26 protein-coding genes are annotated in these 23770 nt (G+C 67.8%); 9 read left to right on the top strand and 17 right to left on the bottom strand.

The genetic code is table 11. The features are described 5' to 3' along the window. Positions 1 to 54 precede the first annotated feature (54 nt). Genes H4P35_RS11615 through H4P35_RS11625 form a run of 3 tightly spaced genes read right to left on the bottom strand, consistent with a single transcriptional unit; the run spans position 55 to position 2212 of the window. Positions 55 to 1353 (bottom strand): RNA polymerase sigma factor, encoded by a 1299-nt coding sequence (locus H4P35_RS11615; RefSeq protein ID WP_226849113.1) that lies wholly within the window; start codon positions 1351 to 1353, stop codon positions 55 to 57. After that, positions 1350 to 1757 (bottom strand): VOC family protein, encoded by a 408-nt coding sequence (locus H4P35_RS11620; RefSeq protein ID WP_226849114.1) that lies wholly within the window; start codon positions 1755 to 1757, stop codon positions 1350 to 1352. The genes H4P35_RS11615 and H4P35_RS11620 overlap by 4 nt, the downstream gene beginning before the upstream one ends. A 41-nt stretch (positions 1758 to 1798) precedes the next feature. Next, complete coding sequence (locus tag H4P35_RS11625; protein ID WP_226849116.1) at positions 1799 to 2212, bottom strand: YciI family protein; 414 nt, start codon at positions 2210 to 2212, stop codon at positions 1799 to 1801. Between the two features lie 213 nt (positions 2213 to 2425). Here H4P35_RS11625 and H4P35_RS11630 point away from each other — a divergent pair, with 213 nt between their 5' ends. After that, positions 2426 to 2578, top strand: coding sequence for a hypothetical protein (locus H4P35_RS11630; RefSeq protein WP_172802141.1), 153 nt, complete (start codon positions 2426 to 2428; stop codon positions 2576 to 2578). Positions 2579 to 2620: 42 nt separating this feature from the next. On the opposite strand, the gene H4P35_RS11635 is transcribed toward H4P35_RS11630, so the two are convergent. The 6 genes from H4P35_RS11635 to H4P35_RS11660 all read right to left on the bottom strand — a co-directional run bounded on the left by H4P35_RS11635 (position 2621) and on the right by H4P35_RS11660 (position 6590). Next, on the bottom strand, positions 2621 to 2974 hold the full coding sequence (locus H4P35_RS11635) for a YciI family protein (protein WP_226849118.1): 354 nt from the start codon (positions 2972 to 2974) through the stop codon (positions 2621 to 2623). A 90-nt stretch (positions 2975 to 3064) separates the two neighbouring features. Continuing rightward, positions 3065 to 3256 (bottom strand): helix-turn-helix transcriptional regulator, encoded by a 192-nt coding sequence (locus H4P35_RS11640; protein WP_056317041.1) that lies wholly within the window; start codon positions 3254 to 3256, stop codon positions 3065 to 3067. Next, entirely contained in the window at positions 3253 to 3639 is a 387-nt protein-coding gene (locus tag H4P35_RS11645) for a hypothetical protein (protein WP_226849120.1), read from the bottom strand. Before H4P35_RS11645 ends, H4P35_RS11640 begins: the two co-directional genes overlap by 4 nt. A gap of 180 nt (positions 3640 to 3819) precedes the next feature. After that, a complete protein-coding gene (locus tag H4P35_RS11650) occupies positions 3820 to 4908 on the bottom strand; it encodes an OmpA family protein (RefSeq protein WP_226849122.1) in 1089 nt (362 codons plus the stop codon). Next, positions 4905 to 5801 (bottom strand): motility protein A, encoded by an 897-nt coding sequence (locus H4P35_RS11655; protein ID WP_223575682.1) that lies wholly within the window; start codon positions 5799 to 5801, stop codon positions 4905 to 4907. The genes H4P35_RS11650 and H4P35_RS11655 overlap by 4 nt, the downstream gene beginning before the upstream one ends. A gap of 213 nt (positions 5802 to 6014) precedes the next feature. Further along, the gene (locus H4P35_RS11660) at positions 6015 to 6590 is read right to left on the bottom strand and encodes a GNAT family N-acetyltransferase (protein ID WP_226849124.1); all 576 of its coding nucleotides are present in this window, start codon (positions 6588 to 6590) and stop codon (positions 6015 to 6017) included. A 110-nt stretch (positions 6591 to 6700) separates the two neighbouring features. On the opposite strand from H4P35_RS11660, the gene H4P35_RS11665 reads away from it, so the two are divergent. The 3 genes from H4P35_RS11665 to H4P35_RS11675 are packed head-to-tail and all read left to right on the top strand — an operon-like array spanning position 6701 to position 9469. Continuing rightward, complete coding sequence (locus tag H4P35_RS11665; protein WP_226849126.1) at positions 6701 to 8605, top strand: NYN domain-containing protein; 1905 nt, start codon at positions 6701 to 6703, stop codon at positions 8603 to 8605. A gap of 50 nt (positions 8606 to 8655) precedes the next feature. Continuing rightward, complete coding sequence (locus H4P35_RS11670) at positions 8656 to 9162, top strand: DUF523 domain-containing protein (protein ID WP_226849127.1); 507 nt, start codon at positions 8656 to 8658, stop codon at positions 9160 to 9162. Next, complete coding sequence (locus H4P35_RS11675; RefSeq protein WP_226849128.1) at positions 9152 to 9469, top strand: hypothetical protein; 318 nt, start codon at positions 9152 to 9154, stop codon at positions 9467 to 9469. The genes H4P35_RS11670 and H4P35_RS11675 overlap by 11 nt, the downstream gene beginning before the upstream one ends. A gap of 47 nt (positions 9470 to 9516) precedes the next feature. On the opposite strand, the gene H4P35_RS11680 is transcribed toward H4P35_RS11675, so the two are convergent. Continuing rightward, positions 9517 to 10119 (bottom strand): hypothetical protein, encoded by a 603-nt coding sequence (locus H4P35_RS11680; protein ID WP_226849129.1) that lies wholly within the window; start codon positions 10117 to 10119, stop codon positions 9517 to 9519. 225 nt (positions 10120 to 10344) lie between these two features. Here H4P35_RS11680 and H4P35_RS11685 point away from each other — a divergent pair, with 225 nt between their 5' ends. After that, positions 10345 to 10950: a TetR/AcrR family transcriptional regulator gene (locus tag H4P35_RS11685; RefSeq protein WP_226849130.1), complete on the top strand. Its 606-nt coding sequence runs from the start codon at positions 10345 to 10347 to the stop codon at positions 10948 to 10950. A 12-nt stretch (positions 10951 to 10962) separates the two neighbouring features. On the opposite strand, the gene H4P35_RS11690 is transcribed toward H4P35_RS11685, so the two are convergent. Further along, a complete protein-coding gene (locus H4P35_RS11690) occupies positions 10963 to 11937 on the bottom strand; it encodes a tripartite tricarboxylate transporter substrate-binding protein (protein WP_142055566.1) in 975 nt (324 codons plus the stop codon). A gap of 435 nt (positions 11938 to 12372) precedes the next feature. Here H4P35_RS11690 and H4P35_RS11695 point away from each other — a divergent pair, with 435 nt between their 5' ends. Continuing rightward, on the top strand, positions 12373 to 14790 hold the full coding sequence (locus tag H4P35_RS11695) for a mechanosensitive ion channel domain-containing protein (RefSeq protein WP_226849132.1): 2418 nt from the start codon (positions 12373 to 12375) through the stop codon (positions 14788 to 14790). A 63-nt stretch (positions 14791 to 14853) separates the two neighbouring features. Here the strand turns inward: H4P35_RS11695 and H4P35_RS11700 are convergent, their stop codons facing one another. Beyond that, complete coding sequence (locus H4P35_RS11700) at positions 14854 to 16254, bottom strand: GAF domain-containing protein (protein ID WP_226849134.1); 1401 nt, start codon at positions 16252 to 16254, stop codon at positions 14854 to 14856. Then, complete coding sequence (locus H4P35_RS11705; RefSeq protein WP_152384274.1) at positions 16251 to 16742, bottom strand: hypothetical protein; 492 nt, start codon at positions 16740 to 16742, stop codon at positions 16251 to 16253. The genes H4P35_RS11700 and H4P35_RS11705 overlap by 4 nt, the downstream gene beginning before the upstream one ends. Before the next feature lie 202 nt (positions 16743 to 16944). On the opposite strand from H4P35_RS11705, the gene H4P35_RS11710 reads away from it, so the two are divergent. Next, on the top strand, positions 16945 to 17685 hold the full coding sequence (locus H4P35_RS11710) for a hemerythrin domain-containing protein (protein WP_152384275.1): 741 nt from the start codon (positions 16945 to 16947) through the stop codon (positions 17683 to 17685). A 43-nt stretch (positions 17686 to 17728) separates the two neighbouring features. Here H4P35_RS11710 and H4P35_RS11715 read toward each other — a convergent pair whose 3' ends face one another. Then, positions 17729 to 18433, bottom strand: coding sequence for a hypothetical protein (locus H4P35_RS11715; protein ID WP_226849136.1), 705 nt, complete (start codon positions 18431 to 18433; stop codon positions 17729 to 17731). Between the two features lie 98 nt (positions 18434 to 18531). Here H4P35_RS11715 and H4P35_RS11720 point away from each other — a divergent pair, with 98 nt between their 5' ends. Next, positions 18532 to 19311, top strand: a complete 780-nt coding sequence (locus H4P35_RS11720) for a hypothetical protein (protein ID WP_226849138.1) — start codon at positions 18532 to 18534, stop codon at positions 19309 to 19311. 197 nt (positions 19312 to 19508) lie between these two features. Further along, the gene (locus tag H4P35_RS11725) at positions 19509 to 20423 is read left to right on the top strand and encodes an MBL fold metallo-hydrolase (RefSeq protein WP_226849139.1); all 915 of its coding nucleotides are present in this window, start codon (positions 19509 to 19511) and stop codon (positions 20421 to 20423) included. Here the strand turns inward: H4P35_RS11725 and H4P35_RS11730 are convergent. Genes H4P35_RS11730 through H4P35_RS11740 form a run of 3 tightly spaced genes read right to left on the bottom strand, consistent with a single transcriptional unit; the run spans position 20407 to position 23770 of the window. After that, complete coding sequence (locus tag H4P35_RS11730) at positions 20407 to 21807, bottom strand: M20 family metallopeptidase (RefSeq protein WP_226849140.1); 1401 nt, start codon at positions 21805 to 21807, stop codon at positions 20407 to 20409. The genes H4P35_RS11725 and H4P35_RS11730 overlap by 17 nt on opposite strands. Further along, entirely contained in the window at positions 21804 to 22784 is a 981-nt protein-coding gene (locus H4P35_RS11735; RefSeq protein WP_226849141.1) for an ABC transporter ATP-binding protein, read from the bottom strand. The genes H4P35_RS11730 and H4P35_RS11735 overlap by 4 nt, the downstream gene beginning before the upstream one ends. Then, positions 22781 to 23770, bottom strand: coding sequence for an ABC transporter ATP-binding protein (locus H4P35_RS11740; protein WP_226849143.1), 990 nt, complete (start codon positions 23768 to 23770; stop codon positions 22781 to 22783). The genes H4P35_RS11735 and H4P35_RS11740 overlap by 4 nt, the downstream gene beginning before the upstream one ends.

Raw genomic sequence — 23770 nt, forward strand, 5'->3', positions numbered from 1 at the left:
GTCACGGCGGGCCTCCATCCTGAGTCTTAGGCCCCCCGCCTTGGACCCCGCGCCTCAGTTCGCAGGGCCGCCGTCCGACTCCTGCGGCATCTCCTGCGCGCGCGCCAGCAGCAACGCGCGTTCGCGGGCGTTGCGCGTCATCGCCGCCGCGCGTTCGAATTCGGCCCGGGCTTCGGCGCCTCGGCCCAGTTTGGCCAGCAGATCGGCGCGCACGCTGGGCAGCCAGTGGTAGTTCGCCAATGACGGCTCCGAAGCCAGTTGATCGACCAGGTCCAGCGCGGCCTGCGGGCCGAACGCCATGCCGATGGCGACCGCGCGGTTCAGTTCCACCACCGGCGACGGCGCAGCCTGGGCGAGCGCGTCGTACAAGGCCACGATGCGCGGCCAGTCGGTTTCCGCGGGCGTGCGGGCCTGGGCGTGGCAGGCGGCCAGCGCGGCCTGCAGCGCATAGGGACCGCGCGCGCCGCCCAGCGCATCGGCGCGCGCCAGCGCCGCCAGTCCGCGGCGGATCAGCAGCGGATCCCAGCGCCGCCGGTCCTGGTCCATCAAGAGCACGGGCCGGCCCTGGCCATCGGTGCGCGCGTGCAGGCGAGATGCCTGCAATTCCATCAGCGCGACCAGGCCGTGCACTTCGCCTTCGGCCGGCGTCAGTTCGGCCAGGATACGCGCCAGACGCAGCGCTTCGTCGCACAGACCCGGCCGCATCCAGTCGTCGCCCGAGGTTGCGGCGTACCCCTCGTTGAAGATCAGGTAGATGACCTCCAGCACGGACGCCAAGCGCGGCGCGCGGTCGGCCGCCGACGGCACCTCGAACGGCACGTTGGCGGCCGACAGGGTGCGTTTGGCGCGCACGATGCGCTGCGCAATCGCCGATTCCGATGCCAGGAAGGCGCGCGCAATTTCCGCCGTGGTCAGCCCGCCCAGCAGGCGCAGCGTCAGCGCCACGCGCGCCTCGGTGGACAAGAGCGGATGGCAGGCCGTAAAGACCAGGCGCAGCAGGTCGTCGCCGATGTCGTCCTGGCGCGCCGCATCCAGCGCCTCGACGAAGTCGGGCTCCACGTCGGCCTGCAGCGCCTCAAGTTCATGGCCGATCTGCTCGTGCTTGCGGGTATGCAGCGCATCGAGCCGCAGCCGGTCGCGCGCACGGTTCTTCGCGGTGGTCATCAGCCATGCTCCGGGATTGTCCGGCACGCCCGTCTGGGGCCAGCGTTCCAGCGCGGCGACCAGCGCATCCTGCGCCAGCTCCTCGGCCAGTCCCACGTCGCGCACCAGGCGCGCCACGCCCGCGATGACGCTGGCGGACTCGATCCGCCATACCGCTTCGATGGCGCGATGCGTGGCCGCGTTCGTCATGCGCCGGCCGCTTCGCCGGGGACCATGTGAACGAATTCCCAGATATGCCCGTCCAGGTCCTCGAACCCGTGCGCGTACATGAAGCCGTGATCCTGCGGCGCCCGCGGCGCCGTGCCACCAGCCGCCACGGCGCGCGCCACCAGGTCGTCGACCTCCGCCCGGCTCTCGCACGACAGGCAGACCAGCACTTCCGTCGTCTGGGTGGCATCGGCCACCGGCTTGCCGGTAAAGCCCTTGAAGAAGTCCTTCACCAGCAGCATGACGTACAGGTTGTCGCCAACGACCATGCAGGCGCCCTGGTCGTTGGTGAAATCGGGATTGAAGCTGTAGCCCAGTTTCTTGAAGAATGCCTGGGACTTCTGCATGTCGTTGATGGGAAGGTTGACGAAGATCTGTTTGTGCATGGCGTGTCTCGTTGGAATTGTCAGGGGTTGGCTCGTCGGAATCAGAGGCTGGGAGCGGGCATCTGGCGGAAGCGCTCGACTTCCTGGCTGGGTTCGAAGTCATCCAGTTCGAACACCTGGCGCACCTCGATTTCGCAGGGTTGGCCGGGGAAGGGCGACGGAAAGCGCATCGCCCACTGCATCGCCTCTTCGCGCGAGCGCACCTGGATCATCGTGTAGCCGGCGATCAGTTCCTTGGTTTCGGCGAACGGGCCGTCGATCAGGTTGCGTTCGCCGCTGCCGTCATAGCGCACGCGCCAGCCCTTTGATGTTGGCTGCAATCCGTTGGCATCCAGCAACACGCCCGCCTTGACCAACGCTTCGTGATAGGTCGCCATCGAGGCGAGCAGGCTGTCGTCCGGCATCATGCCGGCTTCGCTATCGGGCGTGGCCCGGACGATGATCATGAATCGCATCTGAATCTCCTGGGTAGGCAAGGCCCGGAGGGGCGCTTGCATAGGTACGACGAACGCGGATACCCCGGATCGACATCAACGCTGCAAATTCAGGGATAACCCCTAGCCGATGGGTCGTCACTGCCGACCTAGCACCTCGTTACGAAGGTCCAGCCCTTGTTGCAGGCGCCTCTCATACACTCGCTTCCGTCCCCAACCCTTTGAAGCACAACGATGAAAGTCCTGTTCAGTCTTGCCCTTGTCGCCACCCTGTTGACCGGCTGTGCCGTGTACACGCCACAAGGTTCAGTGGTCGTCGACCCGCACGATGGCGGCGGCCGGGGCGGCTTCTGTCCGCCCGGACAGGCCAAGAAGGGCAATTGCTGATGCAGGCGCCGGCCCGCGCCAGACTGCCGGGCCGGTGCTGCGTCACATGAAGCAGGGCCCCAGTTCCCTGACCTCGACCGTGGCCCACTGCGCGGCCGGACACTCGGCCGCCAGCGCCAGCGCCTCTTCGCGGGTCTCGCAGGTCAGAAGAAAGAATCCGCCGATCATTTCCTTGGCCTCGGCGTAGGGGCCGTCCATCAGCCGGCGTTCGCCATCGCGGATGCTCAGCCGAACGCCTTCGGCGTCGGATTTCAGGGATTCGGCGCGCGTCAGCAGGCCGCGAGACTGCAGGGATTCGGCATATTGCACCATCTGCGCGTAGGCCTCGCGGCCTTCGTCGGGCGTGCGCTGGGCGCGTTGGCCCACCGGTTCTACGATCAGCAGCAGGTAAGGCATGGGGACTCCCAGAGCAAACGGCAGACGCCGCGAACGGCGGGGCTGCTAGGTTACCGCCGGCCCCGCGCGCGCGCCATGGCGGCGGGGGGCTCAGTCTTCCTGGAAGATCGATTCGATCGAGGCCTGAAAAACCCGGGCAATGGCGAAGGCGAGCGGCAGGCTCGGATCGTATCGCCCCGTCTCGATGGCGTTGACGGTCTGGCGCGACACGTCCAGGCGTTCGGCCAGCGCCGCCTGGCTCCAGCCGCGTTCGGCGCGCAATTCGCGGATGCGGTTTTTCATCGATGGCGCAGCGTGTCGACGATGGTCGTGAATGCCCAGACCCCGCCCATCAGCGGCCAGACCACAAACATGCTCAGTTTGGGAAAGCCGGCGATCTCCAGAAAGCCATACGTGAACGTGACCCCCGCCGTGACGGCAGCGGCGATTGCCAGGTGTTCCAGCGTGGTCTTGCGGATGAATTCGTCGGACCGGCGAACGGCGCGCACCACGGCGCGCAGCGCCAGCAGGAATGCCAGCATGGGGGTCAGCAGCACGACGGTGCGCAGCAGGCCGGACGGCATGTCCAGACTGAGCCAAAGCGCGGCCGCCAGCAGCACGACATAGAGCGCCAGCGCGATGCCCAGCTCCTTGAAATAACGGCGCTTGGCCTGGTGTTGATTCATGAAAAGCCCTTGTGGATGTAAAGCGTGCTTGACATTCTGGCGGGGCGCGGGTGGGGTGTCAAGTGTCCTTTACATCAAGCGTCCCTTACATCGCTCGTCCTTCGCGTCGTCCGAGAACGGCGGCGGGCCAATAAAAAAACCGGCTTGCGCCGGTTTCTAAAAAAGGGATCGCTGACGCGATCAAGACTGGGCCGGCGCGGCGGACGCCGGCGCCTTCGCGGCATTCCCGGCGGGCTTTGCGTTCGGGGCCGACGTCTTGCCGCCCGCCGTCTTGGCGACCGGCGTTGCTGCGTTCACCGCGGGCGCGGCGGCCTGGGGCGTTTCGGCCCGTTTGCCTGCGACAGGCGCCTGAGGGGCGGCGGCGGTCTTGGCCTGGGGCGGCGCGATGTCCATGATCAGCTCGACCCGGCGGTTGGCGGCGCGGCCGGCGGTCGTGTCGTTGGACTCGATCGGGCGCGTCTCCGCGTAGCCCACCGCGCGCAGCCGTTGCGGCGCCACGCCGTCGCGCACCAGTTCGCGCAACACGCTGGTCGCGCGGCTGCTGGACAGCTCCCAGTTCGAGGCGAACTGCTTGGTCAGGATGGGCACCGGGTCGCTGTGGCCTTCGACCGACACCTGGTAGTCGTTCTTGTTGAGGATGCCGGCCAGGCGCTTGATCACGTTCAGGCCCTCGTTGCTGAGGGTGGCCTGGCCCGAGGCGAACAGCAGCTCGTTGCTGATGCGAAAGCTGACCGACTGTTCATTGACGATCACATCCACCGAATTGCCCAGGTCCGCCAGGCCCAGCGACTCCTTGGACGGGGCGGTCAGCGGCTTGGCGGCCTCGGCGACCACGACCTCGTCATCGGCCGGGGCGGGCGCGGCTGCCGCGGTGGCCGTGGCGGCTGCGGGCGCTTCGGTCCAGCTGGCCGGGATCTGCACGATCTCGAACTCGGCATACTCGCCGTCGTACTTGGGCAAGCCGCTCGCGGCCAGCGTGCCCACCAGCTCCACGGGCGCTTCGGACTTGGCGTAGCCGCCGCCGTTCAGTGCGACCGCCAGCATCACAACCAGCATCGCCAGCAGCAGCGTGATGAGGTCAAGGTAGCTCAGCAGCCAGTTCTCGGAATCCTGCTCAACGGCATCCTCGACGTGCCAGCGCGCATAGCGGTCCTGGCGATCGCTGTCGCTGGGCCGCCAGCCGCTGGCGGCGGCCGCCTTTTGCGCGCGCAGCTGCGCCTGGCGGGCCTGCTCGATCCGCTGCGCAAGGGAAGGGGAAATCAGGCTCATTGACGCGCGGCAGCGGGACGGGCGATGGACACGGGGGCGGCGGCCGTGGCGCCGGGGGCGGATGCAGCCGGCTTGACCTGGCCTTCGGTCTTGGCCTTGGCCTTGGGCTTGGCGTCGGCGCCGCCGTCATAGATTTCGTCTTCGACGTGCATGACGAAGGAATTCAGGGTCTCGCGCACCATGGCCGGGCCGCGCTTCTCGCACATCATCGAGATGCCCTGCAGCACCATGTTCATGGACTCGACGCGGCGCGCCGTGCGGCGTTCCAGCTTCAGCGCGATCGGCTTGCAGACCAGGTTGGCCAGCAGGATGCCGTAGAACGTGGTCATCAGGCCGATGGCCAGTTGCTGGCCGATGGTCTGCATGCTGCCGTCGCCCAGGACGCCCATCAGGTTGATCAGGCCGACCAGCGTGCCCAGCATGCCGAAGGCCGGGGCAAAGGTGGCCATCACGCGGAACATCTGGGCTTCGGCCTGTTCGCGGGCGCGCAGGCGGGCCACGCGCCACTTCAGGAGTTCGATGATCTGGTCTTCGGGCGTGTTGTCGATGATCAGCTGCACGCCCGTGCGCAGGAAGGGGTTCGACACCTTCTTGAGCTCGTGCTCGACCTTATGCACGTCGGCGTTCATCCAGAGCTGCGCCATCGACACCAGCTCCTCGATGTCGCGCTGCTGGTCGTGCTGGTCGTTGCGGAACACCGTGCGCACCAGCTTGAAGACGCGCACGACTTCCTGCAGCGGGTAGGCGATGAACAGCGCGGCGCAGGTGCCGCCCAGCACGATCGCCAGGCCGGGCAGGTTGAAATACATGCTGGCGTCGTTGGCGGACAGCGCCACGACGATGATGAGCGTGAGCAGGCCGACAACGGCGCCGATGACGGTAGACGGATTCATGGATCTTGCCCGAGAACATGGCATTCCACGCGCGGAAAGCCGGATTGTCGGGAATTCTAGCCAGCGAACGCCCCGATCAATTGGCCGGAAAGCGGGGCGAAATAGGCGGTAAGCGCCGGCTTAATCCGCCAGTCAGGCGGGCGATTTGCTTGCGGCGCTCTGGCGGCCGTCCGACTAACCGAACGCAGCCGCCGGGCGCAAAATGGGGACGGTCTACGGCTTGGTCACGGCATCCTGCTGCGCCAGCCATTCTTCGCGGGTGATCTCCCAGATCTCGGCCAGATGGCGGCCGCTGACGAAGCCGCGCTCTTCGGTGCCCACCAGCCGCATGCCGCTGCGCGACGAGATCCGCCGCGAGGCGGTGTTGGCGATGGCCTTGGGCGCGCGCAGAACGGGTTTGCCCAGCACGCCGAACCAGTAGGCGGTGACGGCGGCGCTGGCTTCGGTCATGTAACCGCGACCCTGGTGGGAAGGGTCCAGCCAGAAGCCGCGGTTGTTGTCAGGATCATCGTCCATCAGGCTGACGACGCCGATCAGCTCGTCCGGCTGGGCGCGCGTGCGGATCGACCAATGCCACTGCGATCCGTGGCGCATGGCCGGCAGCGCGGCATTCACCAGAAACTGGCGTGCCCCGTCGGCCGGGTACGGCCAAGGCACCTTGTCGGCCAGAAAGCGCACGACCTCCCAGTGGGCAAATGTGCGCTGGATGGCGTCCGCGTCGTCCAGGGACAGGGGGCGCAGCACCAGGCGGTCGGTCAGGAGTTCGGCGGGCGGCAGGGCGTCTGGCATGGCGGGCAGAGGGCGGCAGAGGAGAAGATCAAGCGGATATGTATATCATGGGCGGATTCTGGCGGTCGAAGGCCTGGCTTGGCCTTGTCGACCGTGGCATTGGAGAGAACATGAACAACCCCAACGAAAACGTCAGCATGGCGCTTTTCTGCGACTTCGAGAACGTGGCGCTGGGTGTGCGCGACACCAAATTCCAGAAGTTCGACATCCGGCCGGTGCTCGAGCGCTTGCTGCTCAAGGGCAGCATCGTCGTCAAGAAGGCCTATTGCGACTGGGAGCGCTACAAGGAATTCAAGGCGCCCATGCACGAGGCCAATTTCGAACTGATCGAAATCCCGCACGTGCGGCAGTCGGGCAAGAACTCGGCCGACATCCGCCTGGTCGTGGACGCGCTGGACTTCTGCTACACCAAGTCCCACGTCAACACCTTCGTCATCATCAGCGGCGACTCCGATTTTTCGCCGCTGGTGTCCAAGCTGCGCGAGAACAACAAGAAGGTCATCGGCGTGGGCGTCAAGCAGTCCACCTCGGACCTGCTCATCGCCAACTGCGACGAATTCATCTTCTACGACGATCTGGCCCGTGAAGGCCAGCGTACCGCCGAGGCACGGCGCGACACCCGGGGCGCCAGCGCCCAGCGCCGCTCGCCCGACGAGGAGCGCCGCCGCAAGGAAGAGCAGGACGCGCGCAAGACGCGCGCCGTCGAGATGGTGGTCGAGACCTTCGAGGCGCTGATGGCCGAACGCGGCGACAGCGGCAAGATCTGGGCGTCGGCCCTGAAAGACGCCTTGAAACGCCGCAAGCCGGATTTCAACGAGTCCTACTATGGCTTTCGCGCGTTCGGAAACCTGCTGGAAGAAGCGCAGTCGCGCGGCTTTCTGGAGGTCGGCCGCGAAGAGAAGTCCGGCACGTACGTGTACCGCGACAGCACGGGCGACGCGCCTTCGATCCGGGGCGGTCAGGCGCACGGCGCCGGGCCGGTCGACGTTGTGACCGATAACGGGGAAGCGCCGGCCGCGGGCGGACGCAATGCCCGCAAGTCGCGCGGTGGCCGCAAGGCCGAGGGCGGCCGCGCGGCCGGCTCGCAGGGCGAAAGCGCCGATCGGGACGAGACCGGGGCAGCGCCCGAGGCGCTTGCCGAAGGCGCGGATGCCTGGAAGCAGCCCGACGCGCCGCAGCAGACCGAAGGCGGCACGGAGGTGGACGTGTCGCAGGCGCCAGGTCAGGGGGCGGACGCAACGCCTGGGGAAGAATCCCCGGGGGCGCGCCATGCCGGACAGAAGGACAACGCGCGGCAAGGACGTTCGGGCCGCCGGGGGCGGGGCGCGAGAGGCAGCGACGACGCGCGGCAATCGGCTCAGCCCGGGCACGCCGAAGCGGGCTCCGCGCTGCAGGGTTCGACCGAAGCGCGTGCGGCATCCGCGGTGACGGAATCGTCCGGCGGGCAGGCTGCGCCTGAAAACCAAGCGGCCTCGGAAGGGCCGGCTGCGGGAGAAGGACAGACCCCCAAAGGGAGGCCAGCCGCCGACACGGCGCCCCCCTTGATGCGGCCGATGCCCCCGCTGCCGCAATCGGCGCTTGTCTCTGGTCCGCCGCCCGTCGTGAACGTTTCCGAATGGATGTTCGTTGCGCCGCCCGCCAAAACGGAACGCGAACGCCGGGGCGAGGCCTCGGATCCGTTCGCCGGAGCGCGCCGAGGAACCGCCGGGTCCGCTTCCGAGGCCGCTTCGGATGCCGCGCCCGACAAGCCCGCCACGAAATCCGCCGCCAAGTCTGCTGCCAAACCCGCCCGGGGCGCCCGCAAGACGGCGGCCAAGACGGAGGCGGCGGCCGAGACGCAGGGAACGCCCGAGCGCCCGAACGCCTCGGCCCCGGCGCAGTCCGCCCAGCCGGCGCCGTCATCGACGCCTGCCGCCGACATCGGCGCCGACACTGCTGCCCCTGCCAAGCCGGCGCGCAAAACGGCTCGCAAGACCGCGCCGCGCAAGGCCGCAAAGAAGGCCGATTCGGCCTGACCGCAGGGACATCCCGGACCGCCGCCCGCCACGCTTGGCTCCTATCCCAAATGCAACCCGTTCTGGTCAGCTCCTGCCTTCTGGGAAACCCCGTGCGCTACGACGGTCGCGGGGTGCCGCAAGGCGGTGCAGTCCTGACCCGCTGGCTGGCAGAGGGGCGTGTCGTGGCGGTCTGTCCCGAAGTGGCCGGCGGCATGCCGATCCCCCGGCCCCCGGCGGAAATCGAGCCGGGCAGGGACGCGGCCTCGGTGCTGGCGGGCCACGCGCGCGTTGTCGCCGTGACGGGCGACGACGTGACGGCGTCGTTCGTGCACGGGGCGCGCGAGGCGTTGGCAGCCGCGCAGGCCCACGGCATCCGCATCGCCGTGCTCAAAGAGGGCAGTCCGTCCTGCGGAAGCGGCTACGTCTACGACGGCCACTTTGCAGGCCGCCGGCAGCCCGGCGTGGGCGTGACGGCGCAATTGCTGCGCGGTGCAGGCTTGTCCGTGTTCAGCGAACACCAATGGGCTGAAGCGGCGGCGTTCCTGGCCGAACTGGAGGCAGGCGATGCTGGCTGAGGCGGGCGACTGGCTGGTGCTGGCCGGGGTAGCCGGATGCGGCTACCTGGCCTGGAAGGGCACCGTTCGCACCCATCGGGGCGTCGCGTTTGCCCGCGTGGCCGCGATGGCAAGCCTGATCCTGTCCGCCGTCTTCTTTTACGCCTGGTACGCGCAGTACTTGCGGTGGGAGTTCAACGAATTGGGCCGCTACTACGATCCGATCGAACAGGTCGTCTACACGGACTCGGGATTCGTCTGGGTGCTGCCGGCGGGTGTGCTCTTGGCCGTCGGCTTGATATTTGCCGGGCGCGGTTGGCGCCGCTGAAGCGTGCCGTTCGAGCGCGCCGGCCGTTAACCCCGACACCGCGCCTGTCAGTTTGCGCGATATCCGCGGCTGGTCATGCAAGAGTCCAGTGCGCGGTTGTAGGTGTCCACCATGATCTGGGTGGTCCATTGGGTGATGGTGGCGGGATCGTAACCGCTCTGGTTCATGGCCCAACGCTGGCAGTCCGTGGTGGCGTTCGCCTGGGCGGCATTGACCGGGGGCGCGGGCTCGTATTGCACCGGCGCGTACTGCGGGACCGGCGTGGAATACGCAACCGGCGGCGCTTCGTAAACCGGGGCGTTGTAGACCGGCGCGGCTTCATAGACCGTCGTGCCATATACGGGCGCGGCATACAGCGGCGGGCTGGTATAGCCGACCCCAGAGGAATAAACCCCGGTCTGCACGTAGGAAGGCCCTGAATTGGCCGCCAGCAGCAGTCCGATCGACGCCAGCGCAACCGCGCCGCCAATCCACCAGCCGCTGGAACTGCTGCCACCGCCGCCGTGGTGATGGTAGCCGCCACCATGACCGCCGCCGTAGCCACCACCATAACCGCCCCAATTCCCGCCACGCCCGCCGGCCATTGCTGGGGCGCTGGCAACCGCCAGCGCCAATGCCACAACAACCGCCCGGCCCACAAACCGCTTCATGATTTTGCTCCAAAACCGTCCGGCATGGGCAGATTGCCATCAGGCCGGACGATAGGCGTACTGTACTGCGCCGGCGCCTGGGCGGTATGTCCAGAATCGCTACGGGAATTTCAAGTGATTTCAGGCGTGTGACGGCGGCACGGCTGCAAGCCGAAATGGCCAGCGCGCGGCCAGTCTGCGTCGCCTTCGGTAGCGCAAAGCAGGGATCGGTAGTACTTTTCCGCGATGATCACGGCACTACCCGATTCGGCACCGCAGGACAAGCGTCTCACCAAAGGTGAACGCACGCGGCGGCAACTGTTGACCGTCGCCGCGGCGGAATTCGCCGAGCGGGGATTCCAGCACACCCGCGTCAGCGATATCGTCGCCCGCGCCGGGGTGACCCAGCCCGTGTTCTATCAATACTTCACCAGCAAGCAGGCCGCCTATGACCAGCTGGTGGGCCTGTTTGCCCAACGGCTCCGCCAGGCCATCAGCCAGGCCCGCCTGCCCGGCGACCTCGAAGGCGCGGCGCTTGTCGCGCGCATCCGGCAAGGCATCGGCACGCTGCTTGCTATCTTGCAGGAAGACCCCAACCTCACGCGAATCGGCTTTTTCCAGGCCGACGCCGCCGAAGCGCTCAAGGACGAATTGGTGGCCCTGATCGCCGACAACGTCCGCTCAGAACAGCAGGCAGGCCTGTTCCGCCCGGAAATCTCGCCCGAGTGGTTCGGCCAGTCCCTCATGGGCATCATCGAACGCTTCACCCGCCAGCTCCCCGACGCCGCCACGCAGAAAGCGCTGGTCGAGTTCATGACGGATCTGCTGCTGGATGGGATGCGCAGGCGGTGAGGCGCGCAGGTTTTATTCCACCCGAGCCCCCGACGCCGCCACCACCTTCCCGGCCGCTTCGAAATCCGCCTTCAGCAATTCCTGAAACTGCGCCGCCGACTTCGCTTCGGCTTCGACGCCCAGCGAGGCCAGGCGGGCCTGCACCTTGGGGTCGGCCAGCACCTTGTTCACTGCGGCGTTGATCTGGTCGCGGTCGGCGGCGGAGATGCCCGCCGGGGCCAGCAGGCCGAGCCAGGAGTCGAAGGCGTAGCCGGGCAGGCCGCTTTCGGCCACGGTGGGCAGGTCGGGGGCAAAGCGTGAGCGGGTTTTGCCGGTGTAGGCCAGGAACGTGACGCGCGGGTCGTTGCGGTAGGCGGTGACGCCGATGGTGGCGGCGGTGACCGCCTGGACGCGGCCGGCCAGCAGTTCGGTCACGGCGTCGCCCGTGGACTTCATGGGGATGTGCTGCATCTGCGCGCCGGCGGCCGTCAGGAACGACGCCATGCCCAGGTGCGAGGCGCTGCCGTTGCCAGCGGACGCGTAGTCGTAGGCGCCGGGCTTGGCCTTGACGGCCTGGATGAATTCGGCCGTGTTCCTGGTGTTCAGCGATGCGGACGCAAGGATGATGTAGCCGGTGTTGCCGATGTAGGCGACGCCGGTGAAGTCCTTGCCGGGGTCGTAGCTGAGGTTCTTGTACAGATATCCGGCGATGTTGTGGCTGGCGGCGGCCAGGACCAGGGTGTTGCCGTCGGGCTTGGCGCGGGCGACCTGGGCGGTGCCCACGGTGCCGCCGGCGCCGGCGCGGTTTTCAATCACGATCGAGGCGTCCAGGGCCTTGCCCAGTTCATCGCCGATGGCGCGAGCGATGGTGTCCTGGACCGCGCCGGTGCCGTAGGGCACGACGATGCGGATAACGCGTTGATCGGCGTGCGCGGTGGCCATGCCGATGGCGGCCAGGGCAAGGGCGAGCAGGGTGTTGCGGCGTGCAGCTTGGAATCGGGGGGGCATGAAGCGGACTCGTGGTTGGGCGCGCCGCCCGGATTGCGGCGCGGGTAGGGCGGCGTTGGACTCTAATCAATGGGCGCGTCCGCACCAACGAATTAATCGCCGCTTGTTTATTGCCTGCGGCGATAAGGCCGCCCGTCCGGCCCCCGCGCGGCCGTCGGGATAGGGCCCCGGCGCACGGGTCCCGGTCCCGATCGGCACGCCGCTCCCAAAGGGGACAGACCCATGGGCTTTATCATGTGCCAGTGACCCAGCCGCGACTCCGGTCGCCGGCGCTTTTTTTTGCCCTGGCATCCATGCCCTGATCGCAGAGGAGATTTATTAGTGGTTCGATCCGCAACGACAGCATCGCACTCCCTTCCGACCCGCCATCATGCCGCCGTCTCCTGGCGGCGCAGACGGGAAAGGCCATGGCTGGCGGCCTGGCTGCTGGCGGCGATGCTCAGTTGCTTGTCGTTCCTGTGGCAGGCCCCGGCGGTGGCCGCGTTCCCGCTGCTGCCGGCTGCGTCGGCGCAGGAGCCGGCCGCCACGCCTTCGGCGTTGACGCCCGCTGCGCTGGCGGACCTGCTGGACAACCCCGAAGCCCGCCAGGCCCTGATCGACCAGCTGCGGTCGCAGGCGGCCGGCGACAAAAAGGCGCCGGCCGGCAGCTCGACATCACGCGCGGCGCCCGCCACGCCAGCAGCCGCCACGGCGGGCGAGCCGAGTCTGCAAGAGCGCATGGCCGACGGTGTGCAGCGTTTCCTGACCGGCATTGCGGCCGACATGGGGCAGGGTGCCGACGACCTGCGCGCGCTGGCGTCGGGCCAGAACCTGCGCATGGACAGCGGCCAGGCGCGTAGCGCCTTGCTGCCGCTGGCGATGGCCGTCATCGCCACCATCATCGCCTTCATCCTGCTGCGCATGATCGCCATGCGCATCTATACGCGGATCGACCATTGGGTTGCCGAGCACGGTTGCGAAACCGGCACGCCGCCCGCGCGCGGCAAGCCGGCGTCCATGAAGGTGCTGGCGCGCCGCGCGGGCGCGATCATCGGCGCGCTGGCCATCGACGTGGCCGTCGTCCTGCTGGCCGCCATGGCGGGCGGCGCGGCGGCGCTTTGGACCACGCCGGGGCGCGGCACGCTGGACGGGCTGGCCTCGCTGTTTCTGCAGGCATTTGTGGCGGTGGAGATCGTCAAGGTGCTGATCCGCACGGTGTTCGCCGTGCGCCATCCGCATCTGCGCCTGTTGCCGATGTCTGACGAACTGGCCAAGTACTGGAACGCGTGGCTCGTGCGCATCGTGGCGGCGGCCGGTTACGGCACGCTGGTGGTCGGTCCCGTGATGGCGGCGGCGCTGTCGCCCGCATTGGGACGGCTGACGACCATGCTGATCATGCTGGCGGTGTACATCTACGCCGTGCGCGTCATCTGGCAGAACCGGCACGCCGTTCGTGAACGCCTGGACCGCCGCGCGGCTGGCGCCGCCACCTTCATGGGATCGCGCCTGCGCCTGCTGTCGCGCATCTGGCACGTGCTGGGCATCGTCTACTTCACCATCCTGCTGGTAGTCAGCCAGGTCGACCCGACGGACGCGTTGCCCTTCATGGCCCGCGCTACGGCGCAGACGCTGCTGGTCATCGGCGTGGGCAGCCTGCTGATCCTGCTGCTCAATGCCATGCTGTCCAAGCCGATCCGCCTGTCGGACGACCTGCGCCGGCGGCTGCCGCTGCTGGAAGCGCGCGTCAACGCCTACGTGCCGGCCGCGCTGAAGGTGGTGGGCTGGATCATCCGCATCATCATCGTGCTGCTGATCCTGGACGCGTGGCGGGCCTTTGACCTGTCGCGCTGGCTGGCGTCGGACGCCGGCGCCGCCGCGATCAAGGTGGTGCTGAACATCGTCATCGTCCTCCTGATTGCCATGCTGGCGTGGACGGTGATCGCCAGCATCATCGAGCACCGCCTGAGCCAGAGCGAAGAGCGGGGCATGCCCAGCGCGCGCGAGCGCACGCTGCTGGCGCTGTTCCGCAACGCCGCGCTGATCGTCATCGTGACGATGACGCTGATGGTGCTGCTCTCGCAGATCGGCATCGACGTCGGTCCGCTGATCGCGGGCGCTGGCGTGGTGGGTCTGGCCATCGGTTTTGGCGCGCAGAAGCTGGTACAGGACATCATCACCGGGGTTTTCATCCAGCTTGAGAACGGGATGAACGAGAACGACGTGGTGCAGGTGGCAGGCGTTTTCGGCACGGTCGAGAAGATGACCATCCGCTCGGTCGGCATCCGCACGCTGGACGGCGGCTACCATCTGGTGCCGTTCTCGTCGGTGGACGTGGTGGCCAACCACATGCGTGACTTCTCGTATCACCTGGGCGAATACACCATTGCGCACCGCGAAAGCGTGGACGACGCGATCGAGCATCTGCGCGCGGCCTTCGCCGAACTGATGACGGATTCGGTGCTGGGACCGGAGATCCTGGAAGAAATGACCGTGGCGGGCGTCACGGCGGTCAACGACAAGGGCGTGACCATCCGCATCCTCATCAAGACCACCCCCGGCATGCAGTGGGCGGTGCAGCGCGGCTACAACCGGCTGCTCAAGAAGCACTTCGACGCCGCCGGCATCGAGCTGCCGTACCCGCACACGGTGGTGTATTTCGGGCAGGACAAGCGCGGCTTTGCGCCGCCCGCCAACGTGCACCTGCAGGCCGAACGGCCCGACGAGGGCGGGGACGCGCGCGCCGCGGGCCATACGCGCCGCCGCTTGAAGCCGGAAGCGGCCAACGCCGATTCGGCAGAGGTGCTGGGCAACGAGCTGGAGGCCCGCGAAGAGGCCGAAGCCGATCCCGCGCGCACGGAGCCGGCGCGCAGCTGAGGCCACCGAACGGCGATCGCGGCACGGGCAACGACACCTCTGGCGGGTGCCGTTGCCCGTGTATCACGCCGCCGCGTCGTCGGCGGATTCCAGCCGCAGCGCGCGTGCCGCCGTCAGCGTATAGCAGCCGCGCCGCACCTTGCCGATCTGCAGGGGGCCGCCCCAGTCGGCCAGGCGGCGTTGCAACAGCAGCAGGCGCACGCCCAGGTTGTCCTGGATGTCGGGCAGGCCGAGCGACCTGCCCGCCAGCCGCAATTGCCGCGTCGAAAAGTCCCACCGCCCCGTGCGCTGGGCGTCGTTGGCGATCTTCCAGAGGATGGCGCCTGCCACGCCCTTGATGAGGTACTGGTCGTCGATGAAGATCGTGCCATCGCGGGGAAAGTAGCGCAGATGCAGGGCAGGCTCCGTATTCCTGCCTGCGCCCGGGTCTCCCTTCGCGAATGCGTGCCCGGGCGGAACGGCGCGGTGCTGCGTCGGCATGGGCGGCGCCGCGTCCAGTTCCGCGCGTTGCAACGCTACCAGCGTCTGCGCAAGCTGCGCGCCCAGCACCGCCAGCGCGTCCTCGTCGTCATAGCCAAAGAACTGATCGCTTTCGCTTTCGACCAGCAGCGCGCCCACGCTCCGCCCGCGCGCGCGCAGCGGAACGGCCAGTTGGCTGCATGGCGTGGCCAGGCCCGGCAGGGCGATCGGCTGGCCGCCCGTCCAGTGCTTGTCCACGGCGATCTGATGCAGCGTGCGGCCATAGCGGTACATGCGCGCCATATGGCCGATCCGTAGCGCCACGCCTTCGCGCACGGCCACGCCAACCAGGCCCGCTTCGGCCAGCGGCAGTTCGGCGCCGATTCCCTGCTGCGGGTAGCCCATGCTGGCAAGCGCATACAGCGTCTGGCGATCCCCATCCAGCAGCCACAGGATGGCGTGCCGGACAGCCAGATCCTGGCGCAGTCCGTCCAAAGCGACCTGCGGCAGTTGGGCAAGCTCGCCGCATTCGGCCAGGCGGGCCGAAACGGCGCGCGCACCCGCCGCCAGATCGCAGCGCGGCTGCAGCGTGGCTAGCGGCGCGCCCGGGTGCAGGGGCGCGATGTCCAGCACCGCATAGATATCCGCGCCGCGCAGCCGGAATACGTCCTCCATGCCCGAGTGCGCGGCGATGCCCGCCAGTTTGGCCCGCAGCCGCTCGAAGACCGGCCCTTCGGTTTCGGTGCGCACATAGCGCAATTGCAGGCCCAAGCCGCCGCCGGAGCGGGGATCCTCGACCATCAGGCTGGCTCGCCGCGTGGCAAGAATGTTCTTGCGGCTTTGGTTGAAAAACTGGAACGTCAGCGCGACGTGGTTCGTGTCCACGTACTCGACGTGCGACAGCAGATTGACGTGGGGAATGCCGTCGGCAGACACGCTGCAAAGCGTGGGCGGAATGCCGCCGTCCAGAATGCGGCGCACCCCAAGCAGTGTCAGGGCGCTCATGCGTCAGGCTCCAGCGCGATGGCCTGGCCGGCGTCGGGCCCGGGCGTCTGGTTCCACGCACCCGCCACGCTGAAGGTGATGGCCGTCATCGCGTGTGCCGCAATGCCGTACCAGTGGTCCAGGAAGGGCGCGCCGGCAAAGCCGTCGACGTCGGCCAGTTCGCGGGCCAGCGTGTCGCGCCGCAGCATCAGCAGGGCGTCGTGGGATCGCTGCGCAGGCGCGACGCGCGCGTCATGCCCTTTGACGTGCAGGGTGCGGTTGCTGCGCGGAGAGGTGGCCAGCAGGGCGACCTGGGCGGTTTCTCGCACCGCGGCCACCACCCGGGGCGCGGCGCATTCGGCAATCAGCACGAGCAGACGGCCGTCGGGCAGCGCGTCAACGGCCAGGGCGCGGCCGACATGCGGATTGCCGTCCAGATCGCAACTGCCCAGCCGCAGCGAAGGCAGGGCGGACAGGCTAAGGCTCCATTCGGCGGGCAGTCTGGGCACGGCGCGAGGCCTCAAGACGGTTGGACGTCGGCGTGCCGGAAATCATAGGCTGCTTAACAGACTTTTAGCAACGCGCGGCCCGGGCTTTTCCTAGACTGTCTTCGCTGGCTGGCACTCGGGATTGGACCGGCGCCGCGGCCGGCATTCGCACCACTGCTCAACGCGCGAATCCCGCTTTTTCACCGCACAAAAGGTCTACTCCATGAACTGCCTGATTGCTTCCCCGTCCTTTCCGCCGTCCGGCGCCGATGCGCCGCGCGTGGACATCTATGTTGGCATCCACAAGGCGCTGCGCGCCATGATGATGGATACGCTCTTGGCCGTTGGCCGGATCGACGTGCATGACGCCGCCGCCACGCGGGCGGTCTGTGAACGCGTGCTTGCGCTGGCGGACTTGTGCGCCAGCCATCTGGGTCACGAGAACGACTTCGTTCATCCCGCCATGGAAGCACGGCGTCCGGGTTCCAGCGCACGCGTCGCTGGCGAGCATGCCGAGCACCTGGCCGCGATCACGGCGTTGCGCGAGGCGGTGGCGTGCCTGGGCGCCGCACGGCATGCCGCCGCTCGAACGGACGCCGCGCTGCGGCTGTACCGCGGGCTGGCGTTGTTCGTGGGGGAAAATTTCGTACACATGCACGTGGAGGAGTCCCAGCATAATCAGGCGCTATGGTCCTGCTACAGCGACGACGAACTGCGTGCGCTGGAGGGCGCCATCGTGGCCTCGCTGCCGCCGGCCGAGAATCTGTGCGTGCTGCGGTGGATGATTCCGGCCATGACGCCCGACGAGCGGGCCGCGTTGCTGGGCGGCCTGCAGATGGCCGTTCCGGCGCCGGTCTTCGAGGCCGTGCTGCAGGCCATCCAGCCGCACCTGACGCCGCAGGAATGGACCAGGCTGATGCGCGCGTTGGAACCGGATCAGGTTCCCGTTCCGTTGGAAGCGTGAATTCGCGCCAGCCTGGCTTTGCAATCGTTCCGGGTTTGGGGGCCTACCGTCCGGTCTGCACGCCTGCGGCCTGCAAGCGCTCGTTGACGGCCGGGTAGCCGGCGCTCGTCATGTCGGTCTTGCGGATCGCCTGGTCGCAGGCCTTGCGGTCGTCAGGGCAGCCGGATTTGTCCGGCATGTCGCCCGCGACGACGAAGTAGTCGACGACGAACTTTGCCACGTATTTCTTGACCGGCTTGCCTTGAAGGAATGCGGCGATGTCGGCGCGAAACGTGGCGACGGTCTTCTCGGCGATCGGCGCCCAGTCCTGGCATTGCGAGAACGTGGCAACGCCATCGGCCCACGCCAGCTTGGTGCAATTGAGCAGCAGGGCGTCGGCGGGCTTGGTGCCGGCCGGCAGCATGGCGCGGACGGTGGCCCCGCGCGTGCCGGCGAAGGTGACGACGCCGGCTTTCGCGGCGGCAGCGTCGATGGTTGTCTTGATCACGAAGGAATCGTCGATCACGGGCGGCACTTTGTCGTTCGGACCCTTGGCGTAGATGTCCGAGATCTTCTGGGCGTCCACACGCGAATAATCCATCACCCGGCCCAGCAGGCGCCAATCGGCGGCAAGCAGCGCATCATGCTCTTCGCGGATGCCATATTCCAGAACGGCGCGTTCAATCTCGGTGGGCGTGTAGGCAGCGCTGGCCAGCGTGGGCAGCAGGGCGGCCGCAGCGGCGGCGAATGCAAGGGGAATGGTCTTCATGAAGATAGGGCGTAAAGGAATGGTCCGCGAGGGTAACCGAGATAGTGGCCGCCTGTCCCGGTTTGACCACGTTGCGTGCGGTATAAACGAGACCCACCATGTCAGAGCAAGGGAGTCTCGTGTCCAGCAAACTCGGAGCAGGCCGCCTCGTCGCGGCGACCGCCAGCGTCATCCGGCAACACGGCCGCGCGATGTTGGCCGCGGCCCCCTGGTCGTTGGCGGTGTTCGTGCTGACGCTGCCGTTCGCGCTGGTCGTGTCTCCCTTGTATCGGCTTCAGGATTGGCTGATCCTTGCGCTGGCGCTCGTCTGCCTGATCGCCTTCGCGCGCACGACGTACGCGTGGCATCGGGTGGTATTGCTGGGCGAGACCGCGCGTACGGCCGCCGCGCGGGGCGGCAGCCCAGAAGCCCGGCACTTCGTGTTGCTGGGTGTACTGGCGGTTGGCGGCATGGCGATCGCGCGCGCCACGGGCGATCTTCCGTATGTCCTCTACATGCTGATCGGCGGCGGCAACGATGAATTGTTCTACGGCATGCTGATGGCATTGCTGGCATTGGTGTGGCTGCCCGTGCTGTACGGATTGGCCGTGTACGGCCTGAGCCTGCCGCGCGCTGCGGTCACGGGCACGTATGGGTTTGGCGCGGTGCGTGGCGCGATGCGCTATCCGCGGTGGCCGTTGATGCTGGCATTCCTCACGTTGCTGGTCCTGGGCGCGCACGCCAGCAACGACTTGCGTCCGATGCTGTACGACTACGTGGGCGTTCAGGCCCTGCAGGGTGTGCTGGCCGCGGTGGGGTGCGTTGGCGTGATCTTTGTGCTGACGGCGATGACCGCAGTGGCGTATCGGGACTCGGAGATTGGCGCCGAGTTGAATTGAGCAGGTTTGCGCGGCGGGCCAATGCGCCATCGGCATTGGTGCGCATCGCACAACATCGTGCTTCCCGCGCCGTGTCTACCGCGGCTGCGGTGGTGGTCCTACGATGCCTTCACTGTCGATCGACTCGTACCACCCCGCCTGGCGCGCGCCGCTTGCCCGCTGCGCCGCTGCCTGACTGCCATCCTGGAGATAACGCCATGTTTTCCGCAGACACTTTGGACCCCGTCACCCAGACCGCCATCGATCTGGTTCCTTCCCGCTATGCCGTGCAGATCGGCGACATCGATGCGCTGGTTGTCAGCGACGGGGTGCTGCCGCTGCCCACCTCGACGATGGCCACGAATGCCGATCCGGCCGATCTGGCCGACTGGCTCGACCACATGTACATGCCGCCGGACGCATTCGACTGGCCGCTGAACGTGATGGTGGCGCGCAGCGGCGAGCAGACCATTCTGATCGACGCCGGACTGGGCGGCCAGTTCCCGGGCTTTCCGCGCGCGGGGCAGTTTCCGCAACGCCTGCAATCGGCGGGCATTGCGCTCGAATCCGTGACGGACGTGATCATCACGCACATGCACATGGACCATGTGGGCGGACTGCTGGTCCCCGGCGTGAAGGAGCGCCTGCGCAAGGATGTGCGCATCCATGTCAACGCAACTGAAGTGGCGTTCTGGACGTCACCGGACTTTACGCAGACGGTCATGCCCAAGCCAGTGCCCGCCGTGCTGCGCTCGACGGCGACCAGCTTCTATGAAACGTACCGCGAACAGATCCAGGTTTTCGAGGATCGCAAGGAAGTGGCCCCGGGCGTGATCGTGCGCCTGACCGGCGGCCACACGCCCGGCCACTGTGTCGTCGATCTGATCTCGGACGGCGACCGCCTGACGTTTGCGGGCGACGCCGTATTCCCGGTGGCGTTCGATCATCCCGAATGGCACAACGGCTTCGAGCACGATCCGGTGGAGTCGGCCCGGGTTCGCCTTGCCCTGTTCAACGAACTGGCCCAGAACAAGGGCCTGCTCGTGGCGGCGCATCTGCCGTTCCCCTCGGTGGGCCGGGTGGCGAAGGAAGGCGATGCGTTCCGCTGGGTGCCGGTTATCTGGGATTTCTGATCTCGGGCGTATCGCCCGCGCCCAGGTCCCAGTACAGCCCCGTCATCAGGCTGAGCCCCTGCCGCAGCAGTTCGGGCGGCAGGTGCTCATTCGGTGCGTGCTGCGAGCAGCCCGGGTATGAGTGGGGCACCCAGATCGTCTTGAGGCCCAGCACGTCGGTGAATATGTCGTTGGGCAGCGAGCCGCCCAGGTTGGGCAGCAATGCGGTCTTCTGGCCGGAAGTGCGTTCCAGCGACGCAACCGCCCAGCGCACCCAGGCGTCATCCGGGTCGATGCGGGTCGCGCGGAACATGGTTTCGCGGGTCAGGGATATCTGAACCATCGGAAAGCCGTGGCTGTCCAGATGACGGCGCAGGGCCGGAATGAGGTCGTCCGGGTCCACACCCACCACGAAGCGCAGCTGGCAGCGCGCCCACGCGCGCGGCGGGATGGCGTTGACGGGCGTGTCCGGGTTGCCGGTCTTGTAGGCCAGCACCTCGAACGAACACCAGCCGAAGACGCGTTCGGCGGGTGACAGGCCGGGCTCGCCCCAGTCGGGTTCGATCTCAGGCCCGTCCGCGCCGCCATCGACTTCGCAGTCGGCCAGCGCGCGGCGCACGGCCGGCGGCAGTTCCTTGGGCACCCATTCCGGAATGCGGATCTGACCGTTGGGCGTGGCGATGCTGGCGATCGCATGCGCCAGTTGCAGGCCGGGGTTGGAGATCAGTCCGCCCCAGTTGCCGGAATGATGGCCGCCGGCGCGCGCCTCGATGGTGAGGTCGAAGTTCAGGCTGCCGCGCGCACCGAGGAAGATGGTGGGGCGGTTGGCGCTCAGGCGCGGGCCGTCGGAGGCGATCAGCAGGTCGGCCGCCATGAGGTCGCGATGCTCGGTGCACAGTTCGCGCAGGCCCATCGAACCCGTTTCCTCGCCCATCTCGATCAGGTATTTGGCGTTGAAGCCCAGCTTGCCGCGCGTTTCCAGGACCAGCCGCAGCGCCTCCATGTTGATGCTGTGCTGACCCTTGTTGTCGGCGATGCCGCGGCCATACCAGCGGCCTTCGGCCTCGGTCAGCGCCCAGGGCGACAGGCCTTCCTTCCATTCCCGTTCCAATCCGCGGATCACGTCGCCGTGGCCATAGCCCAGCACCGTGGGCAGGTCCGGGTCCTCGATGCGCTCGGCGTACAGGAAAGGGGCCAGCGCCTTCGGATGCGTGAGGGTGCGGCAGGTAAAGCCCAGCGCTTCGAACGCCGGCCGGATTTCCGCTTCCAGGTAGTCCGCCAGCACGGCGGCGCGCTCGGCGTTCTGGCTTTCCGTGGGCAGCGCCAGCCGGCGCGCCAGAAGCGTGCGGAAGGCGCCGGAATCAAAGCACTGCTCGGCCTGGGCGATGGCTTGTGCGCGGGTCATGGCTGGGAAGCTCCGGTGGACGTCGAGGAATGGGTTGGGTAGAGGTGGCAGGCGACGAGCGCTCCATCGCGCAGCGTCAGCGCGGGCCGTTCGGTCTTGCATTGCGGCATGGCATGCTGGCAGCGCGGATGGAAGGGGCAACCGGACGGTGGATGCAGCGGGTCGGGAAACGACAGGCCCAGGCCCATGTCGGGGATGCCCAGCCCCGGCTCGGGGGTAAGCACCGACGCCAGCAGCGCCTGCGTGTAGGGATGGCGCGGGTCGTGAAAGAGGCGGGCGGTGGGCGCGGATTCGACCACGCGGCCCAAGTACATCACGGCCACGTGGGTGGCGATGTGTTCGACCACCGCCAGGTTGTGGCTGATGAAGACGTAGGTCAGGTTGAAGTCGCGCCGCAGATCCATCAGCAGGTTCATGATCTGCGCCTGCACCGACACGTCCAGCGCGGAGGTCGGTTCGTCGCAGATCACGATCTCGGGCTGCATCACCAGCGCGCGCGCGATGGCCACGCGCTGGCGCTGGCCGCCCGACAGCTGCCCGGGCGTGTTGTGGGCCAGCCGCGGCGGCAGGCCCACGCGTTCCAGCATGTCGATGGCCTTGTGCATCTTCGGGTTGGGGATGCCGTGCACCTCCAACGGCAACGACACGATGGAGGCGATGGAGCGGCGCGGGTTCAAGGACGAATACGGGTCCTGGAAGATGGGTTGCACGCGGCGGGCGAGGGCGCGCCGGTCCATTTTTCGGATGTCCTGGCCTTCAAGGCGGATGCTGCCCTCGGTTGGCGGCGTCAGACCCAGCAGCATGCGCGCCAGCGTGGACTTGCCGCAGCCCGACTCGCCAACGATGCCCAGCACCGCGCCCCGGTCGACGGACAGGTCCACGCCATTGACCGCGTGCAGCGTGGCCCGCGGGCGGAACATGCCGGCGCGCACCGTGAATTGGCGGCTGACGGCATCGGCTTGCAGCAGCGCGCTCATGCGGGGACTCCTTCGGCGGTGAGAATGCAGCGCCATTGCTGGCCAGCGGCCTGGCCATGGATGGGAACGGCCTGCCGGCATTGCGGTTGCGCATAACGGCAGCGATCGGCGAAGGCGCAGCCGCGCAGCTCGCCCACCAGCGACGGCACGACGCCCGGGATGGTGCCCAGCGCCTCGCCCGGGGCCGTGCGGCCGGGCACGGGGATACAGCCCAGCAGCCCTTGCGTGTAGGGATGGTGCGGGGTGGCGAAAATGTCGGCCACGGGGCCTTCTTCCACGATCTGGCCGGCATACATCACCGCCACTTGGCGCGCGATGCGCGCCACCACGCCCAGGTCGTGCGTGATCAGCACCATGGCAATGCCCAGTTCGGCCTGCAGGTCCGCCAGCAGCCGCAGGATCTGCGCCTGGATCGTGACGTCCAGCGCGGTGCTGGGTTCGTCGGCAATCAGCAGCTCGGGACCGCACATGAGCGCCATCGCGATCATCACCCGCTGGCGCAGCCCGCCGGACAACTGGTGCGGATACTGGCCCAGACGCTGGCCGGCCGACGCGATGCCGACCTTCTCCAGCAGTTCCACGGCGCGGTCGCGCGCCTGCTGGCTGCTCGCCTTGCAGTGGTGGATGTAGTGTTCGGTGAGCTGTTCGCCGATGGCGTAGGCGGGGTTGAGCGCCGTCATGGGCTCTTGAAAGATCATCGCCATCTTGCTGCCGCGCAGCGCATTGACGCGCCGGCCGCGTGCCTTGGACAGGTCCTCGCCCAGCACGGCCAGCCGGCGCGTGCTGCGCCGGGCAGCCTTGGGCAACAGGCCCATGATGGCCAGCGAGGTCATCGACTTGCCGCAGCCCGATTCCCCGACCAGGCACAGCGTTTCACCGCGCCGGACCTGGAAGGACACATCGCGCACCGCGTGCAGCGGGCCGCGTGGCGTGGCGATGTCGACGGTCAGGCCCTGCACTTCCAGGACGATATCGGTGCCGTTCAT

This window comes from Achromobacter sp. 77 (genome assembly GCF_020541125.1).
Classification (GTDB): Bacteria; Pseudomonadota; Gammaproteobacteria; order Burkholderiales; family Burkholderiaceae_B; genus Achromobacter; species Achromobacter mucicolens.

Excerpts from the sequence above, each read along its gene's own strand:
- H4P35_RS11615 (WP_226849113.1), bottom strand. The coding sequence starts at position 1,353 with ATGACGAACGCGGCCACGCATCGCGCCATCGAAGCGGTATGGCGGATC.
- H4P35_RS11620 (WP_226849114.1), bottom strand. The coding sequence starts at position 1,757 with ATGCACAAACAGATCTTCGTCAACCTTCCCATCAACGACATGCAGAAG.
- H4P35_RS11625 (WP_226849116.1), bottom strand. The coding sequence starts at position 2,212 with ATGCGATTCATGATCATCGTCCGGGCCACGCCCGATAGCGAAGCCGGC.
- H4P35_RS11630 (WP_172802141.1), top strand. The coding sequence starts at position 2,426 with ATGAAAGTCCTGTTCAGTCTTGCCCTTGTCGCCACCCTGTTGACCGGC.
- H4P35_RS11635 (WP_226849118.1), bottom strand. The coding sequence starts at position 2,974 with ATGCCTTACCTGCTGCTGATCGTAGAACCGGTGGGCCAACGCGCCCAG.
- H4P35_RS11640 (WP_056317041.1), bottom strand. The coding sequence starts at position 3,256 with ATGAAAAACCGCATCCGCGAATTGCGCGCCGAACGCGGCTGGAGCCAG.
- H4P35_RS11645 (WP_226849120.1), bottom strand. The coding sequence starts at position 3,639 with ATGAATCAACACCAGGCCAAGCGCCGTTATTTCAAGGAGCTGGGCATC.
- H4P35_RS11650 (WP_226849122.1), bottom strand. The coding sequence starts at position 4,908 with ATGAGCCTGATTTCCCCTTCCCTTGCGCAGCGGATCGAGCAGGCCCGC.
- H4P35_RS11655 (WP_223575682.1), bottom strand. The coding sequence starts at position 5,801 with ATGAATCCGTCTACCGTCATCGGCGCCGTTGTCGGCCTGCTCACGCTC.
- H4P35_RS11660 (WP_226849124.1), bottom strand. The coding sequence starts at position 6,590 with ATGCCAGACGCCCTGCCGCCCGCCGAACTCCTGACCGACCGCCTGGTG.
- H4P35_RS11665 (WP_226849126.1), top strand. The coding sequence starts at position 6,701 with ATGAACAACCCCAACGAAAACGTCAGCATGGCGCTTTTCTGCGACTTC.
- H4P35_RS11670 (WP_226849127.1), top strand. The coding sequence starts at position 8,656 with ATGCAACCCGTTCTGGTCAGCTCCTGCCTTCTGGGAAACCCCGTGCGC.
- H4P35_RS11675 (WP_226849128.1), top strand. The coding sequence starts at position 9,152 with ATGCTGGCTGAGGCGGGCGACTGGCTGGTGCTGGCCGGGGTAGCCGGA.
- H4P35_RS11680 (WP_226849129.1), bottom strand. The coding sequence starts at position 10,119 with ATGAAGCGGTTTGTGGGCCGGGCGGTTGTTGTGGCATTGGCGCTGGCG.
- H4P35_RS11685 (WP_226849130.1), top strand. The coding sequence starts at position 10,345 with ATGATCACGGCACTACCCGATTCGGCACCGCAGGACAAGCGTCTCACC.
- H4P35_RS11690 (WP_142055566.1), bottom strand. The coding sequence starts at position 11,937 with ATGCCCCCCCGATTCCAAGCTGCACGCCGCAACACCCTGCTCGCCCTT.
- H4P35_RS11695 (WP_226849132.1), top strand. The coding sequence starts at position 12,373 with ATGCTCAGTTGCTTGTCGTTCCTGTGGCAGGCCCCGGCGGTGGCCGCG.
- H4P35_RS11700 (WP_226849134.1), bottom strand. The coding sequence starts at position 16,254 with ATGAGCGCCCTGACACTGCTTGGGGTGCGCCGCATTCTGGACGGCGGC.
- H4P35_RS11710 (WP_152384275.1), top strand. The coding sequence starts at position 16,945 with ATGAACTGCCTGATTGCTTCCCCGTCCTTTCCGCCGTCCGGCGCCGAT.
- H4P35_RS11715 (WP_226849136.1), bottom strand. The coding sequence starts at position 18,433 with ATGAAGACCATTCCCCTTGCATTCGCCGCCGCTGCGGCCGCCCTGCTG.
- H4P35_RS11720 (WP_226849138.1), top strand. The coding sequence starts at position 18,532 with ATGTCAGAGCAAGGGAGTCTCGTGTCCAGCAAACTCGGAGCAGGCCGC.
- H4P35_RS11725 (WP_226849139.1), top strand. The coding sequence starts at position 19,509 with ATGTTTTCCGCAGACACTTTGGACCCCGTCACCCAGACCGCCATCGAT.
- H4P35_RS11730 (WP_226849140.1), bottom strand. The coding sequence starts at position 21,807 with ATGACCCGCGCACAAGCCATCGCCCAGGCCGAGCAGTGCTTTGATTCC.
- H4P35_RS11735 (WP_226849141.1), bottom strand. The coding sequence starts at position 22,784 with ATGAGCGCGCTGCTGCAAGCCGATGCCGTCAGCCGCCAATTCACGGTG.
- H4P35_RS11740 (WP_226849143.1), bottom strand. The coding sequence starts at position 23,770 with ATGAACGGCACCGATATCGTCCTGGAAGTGCAGGGCCTGACCGTCGAC.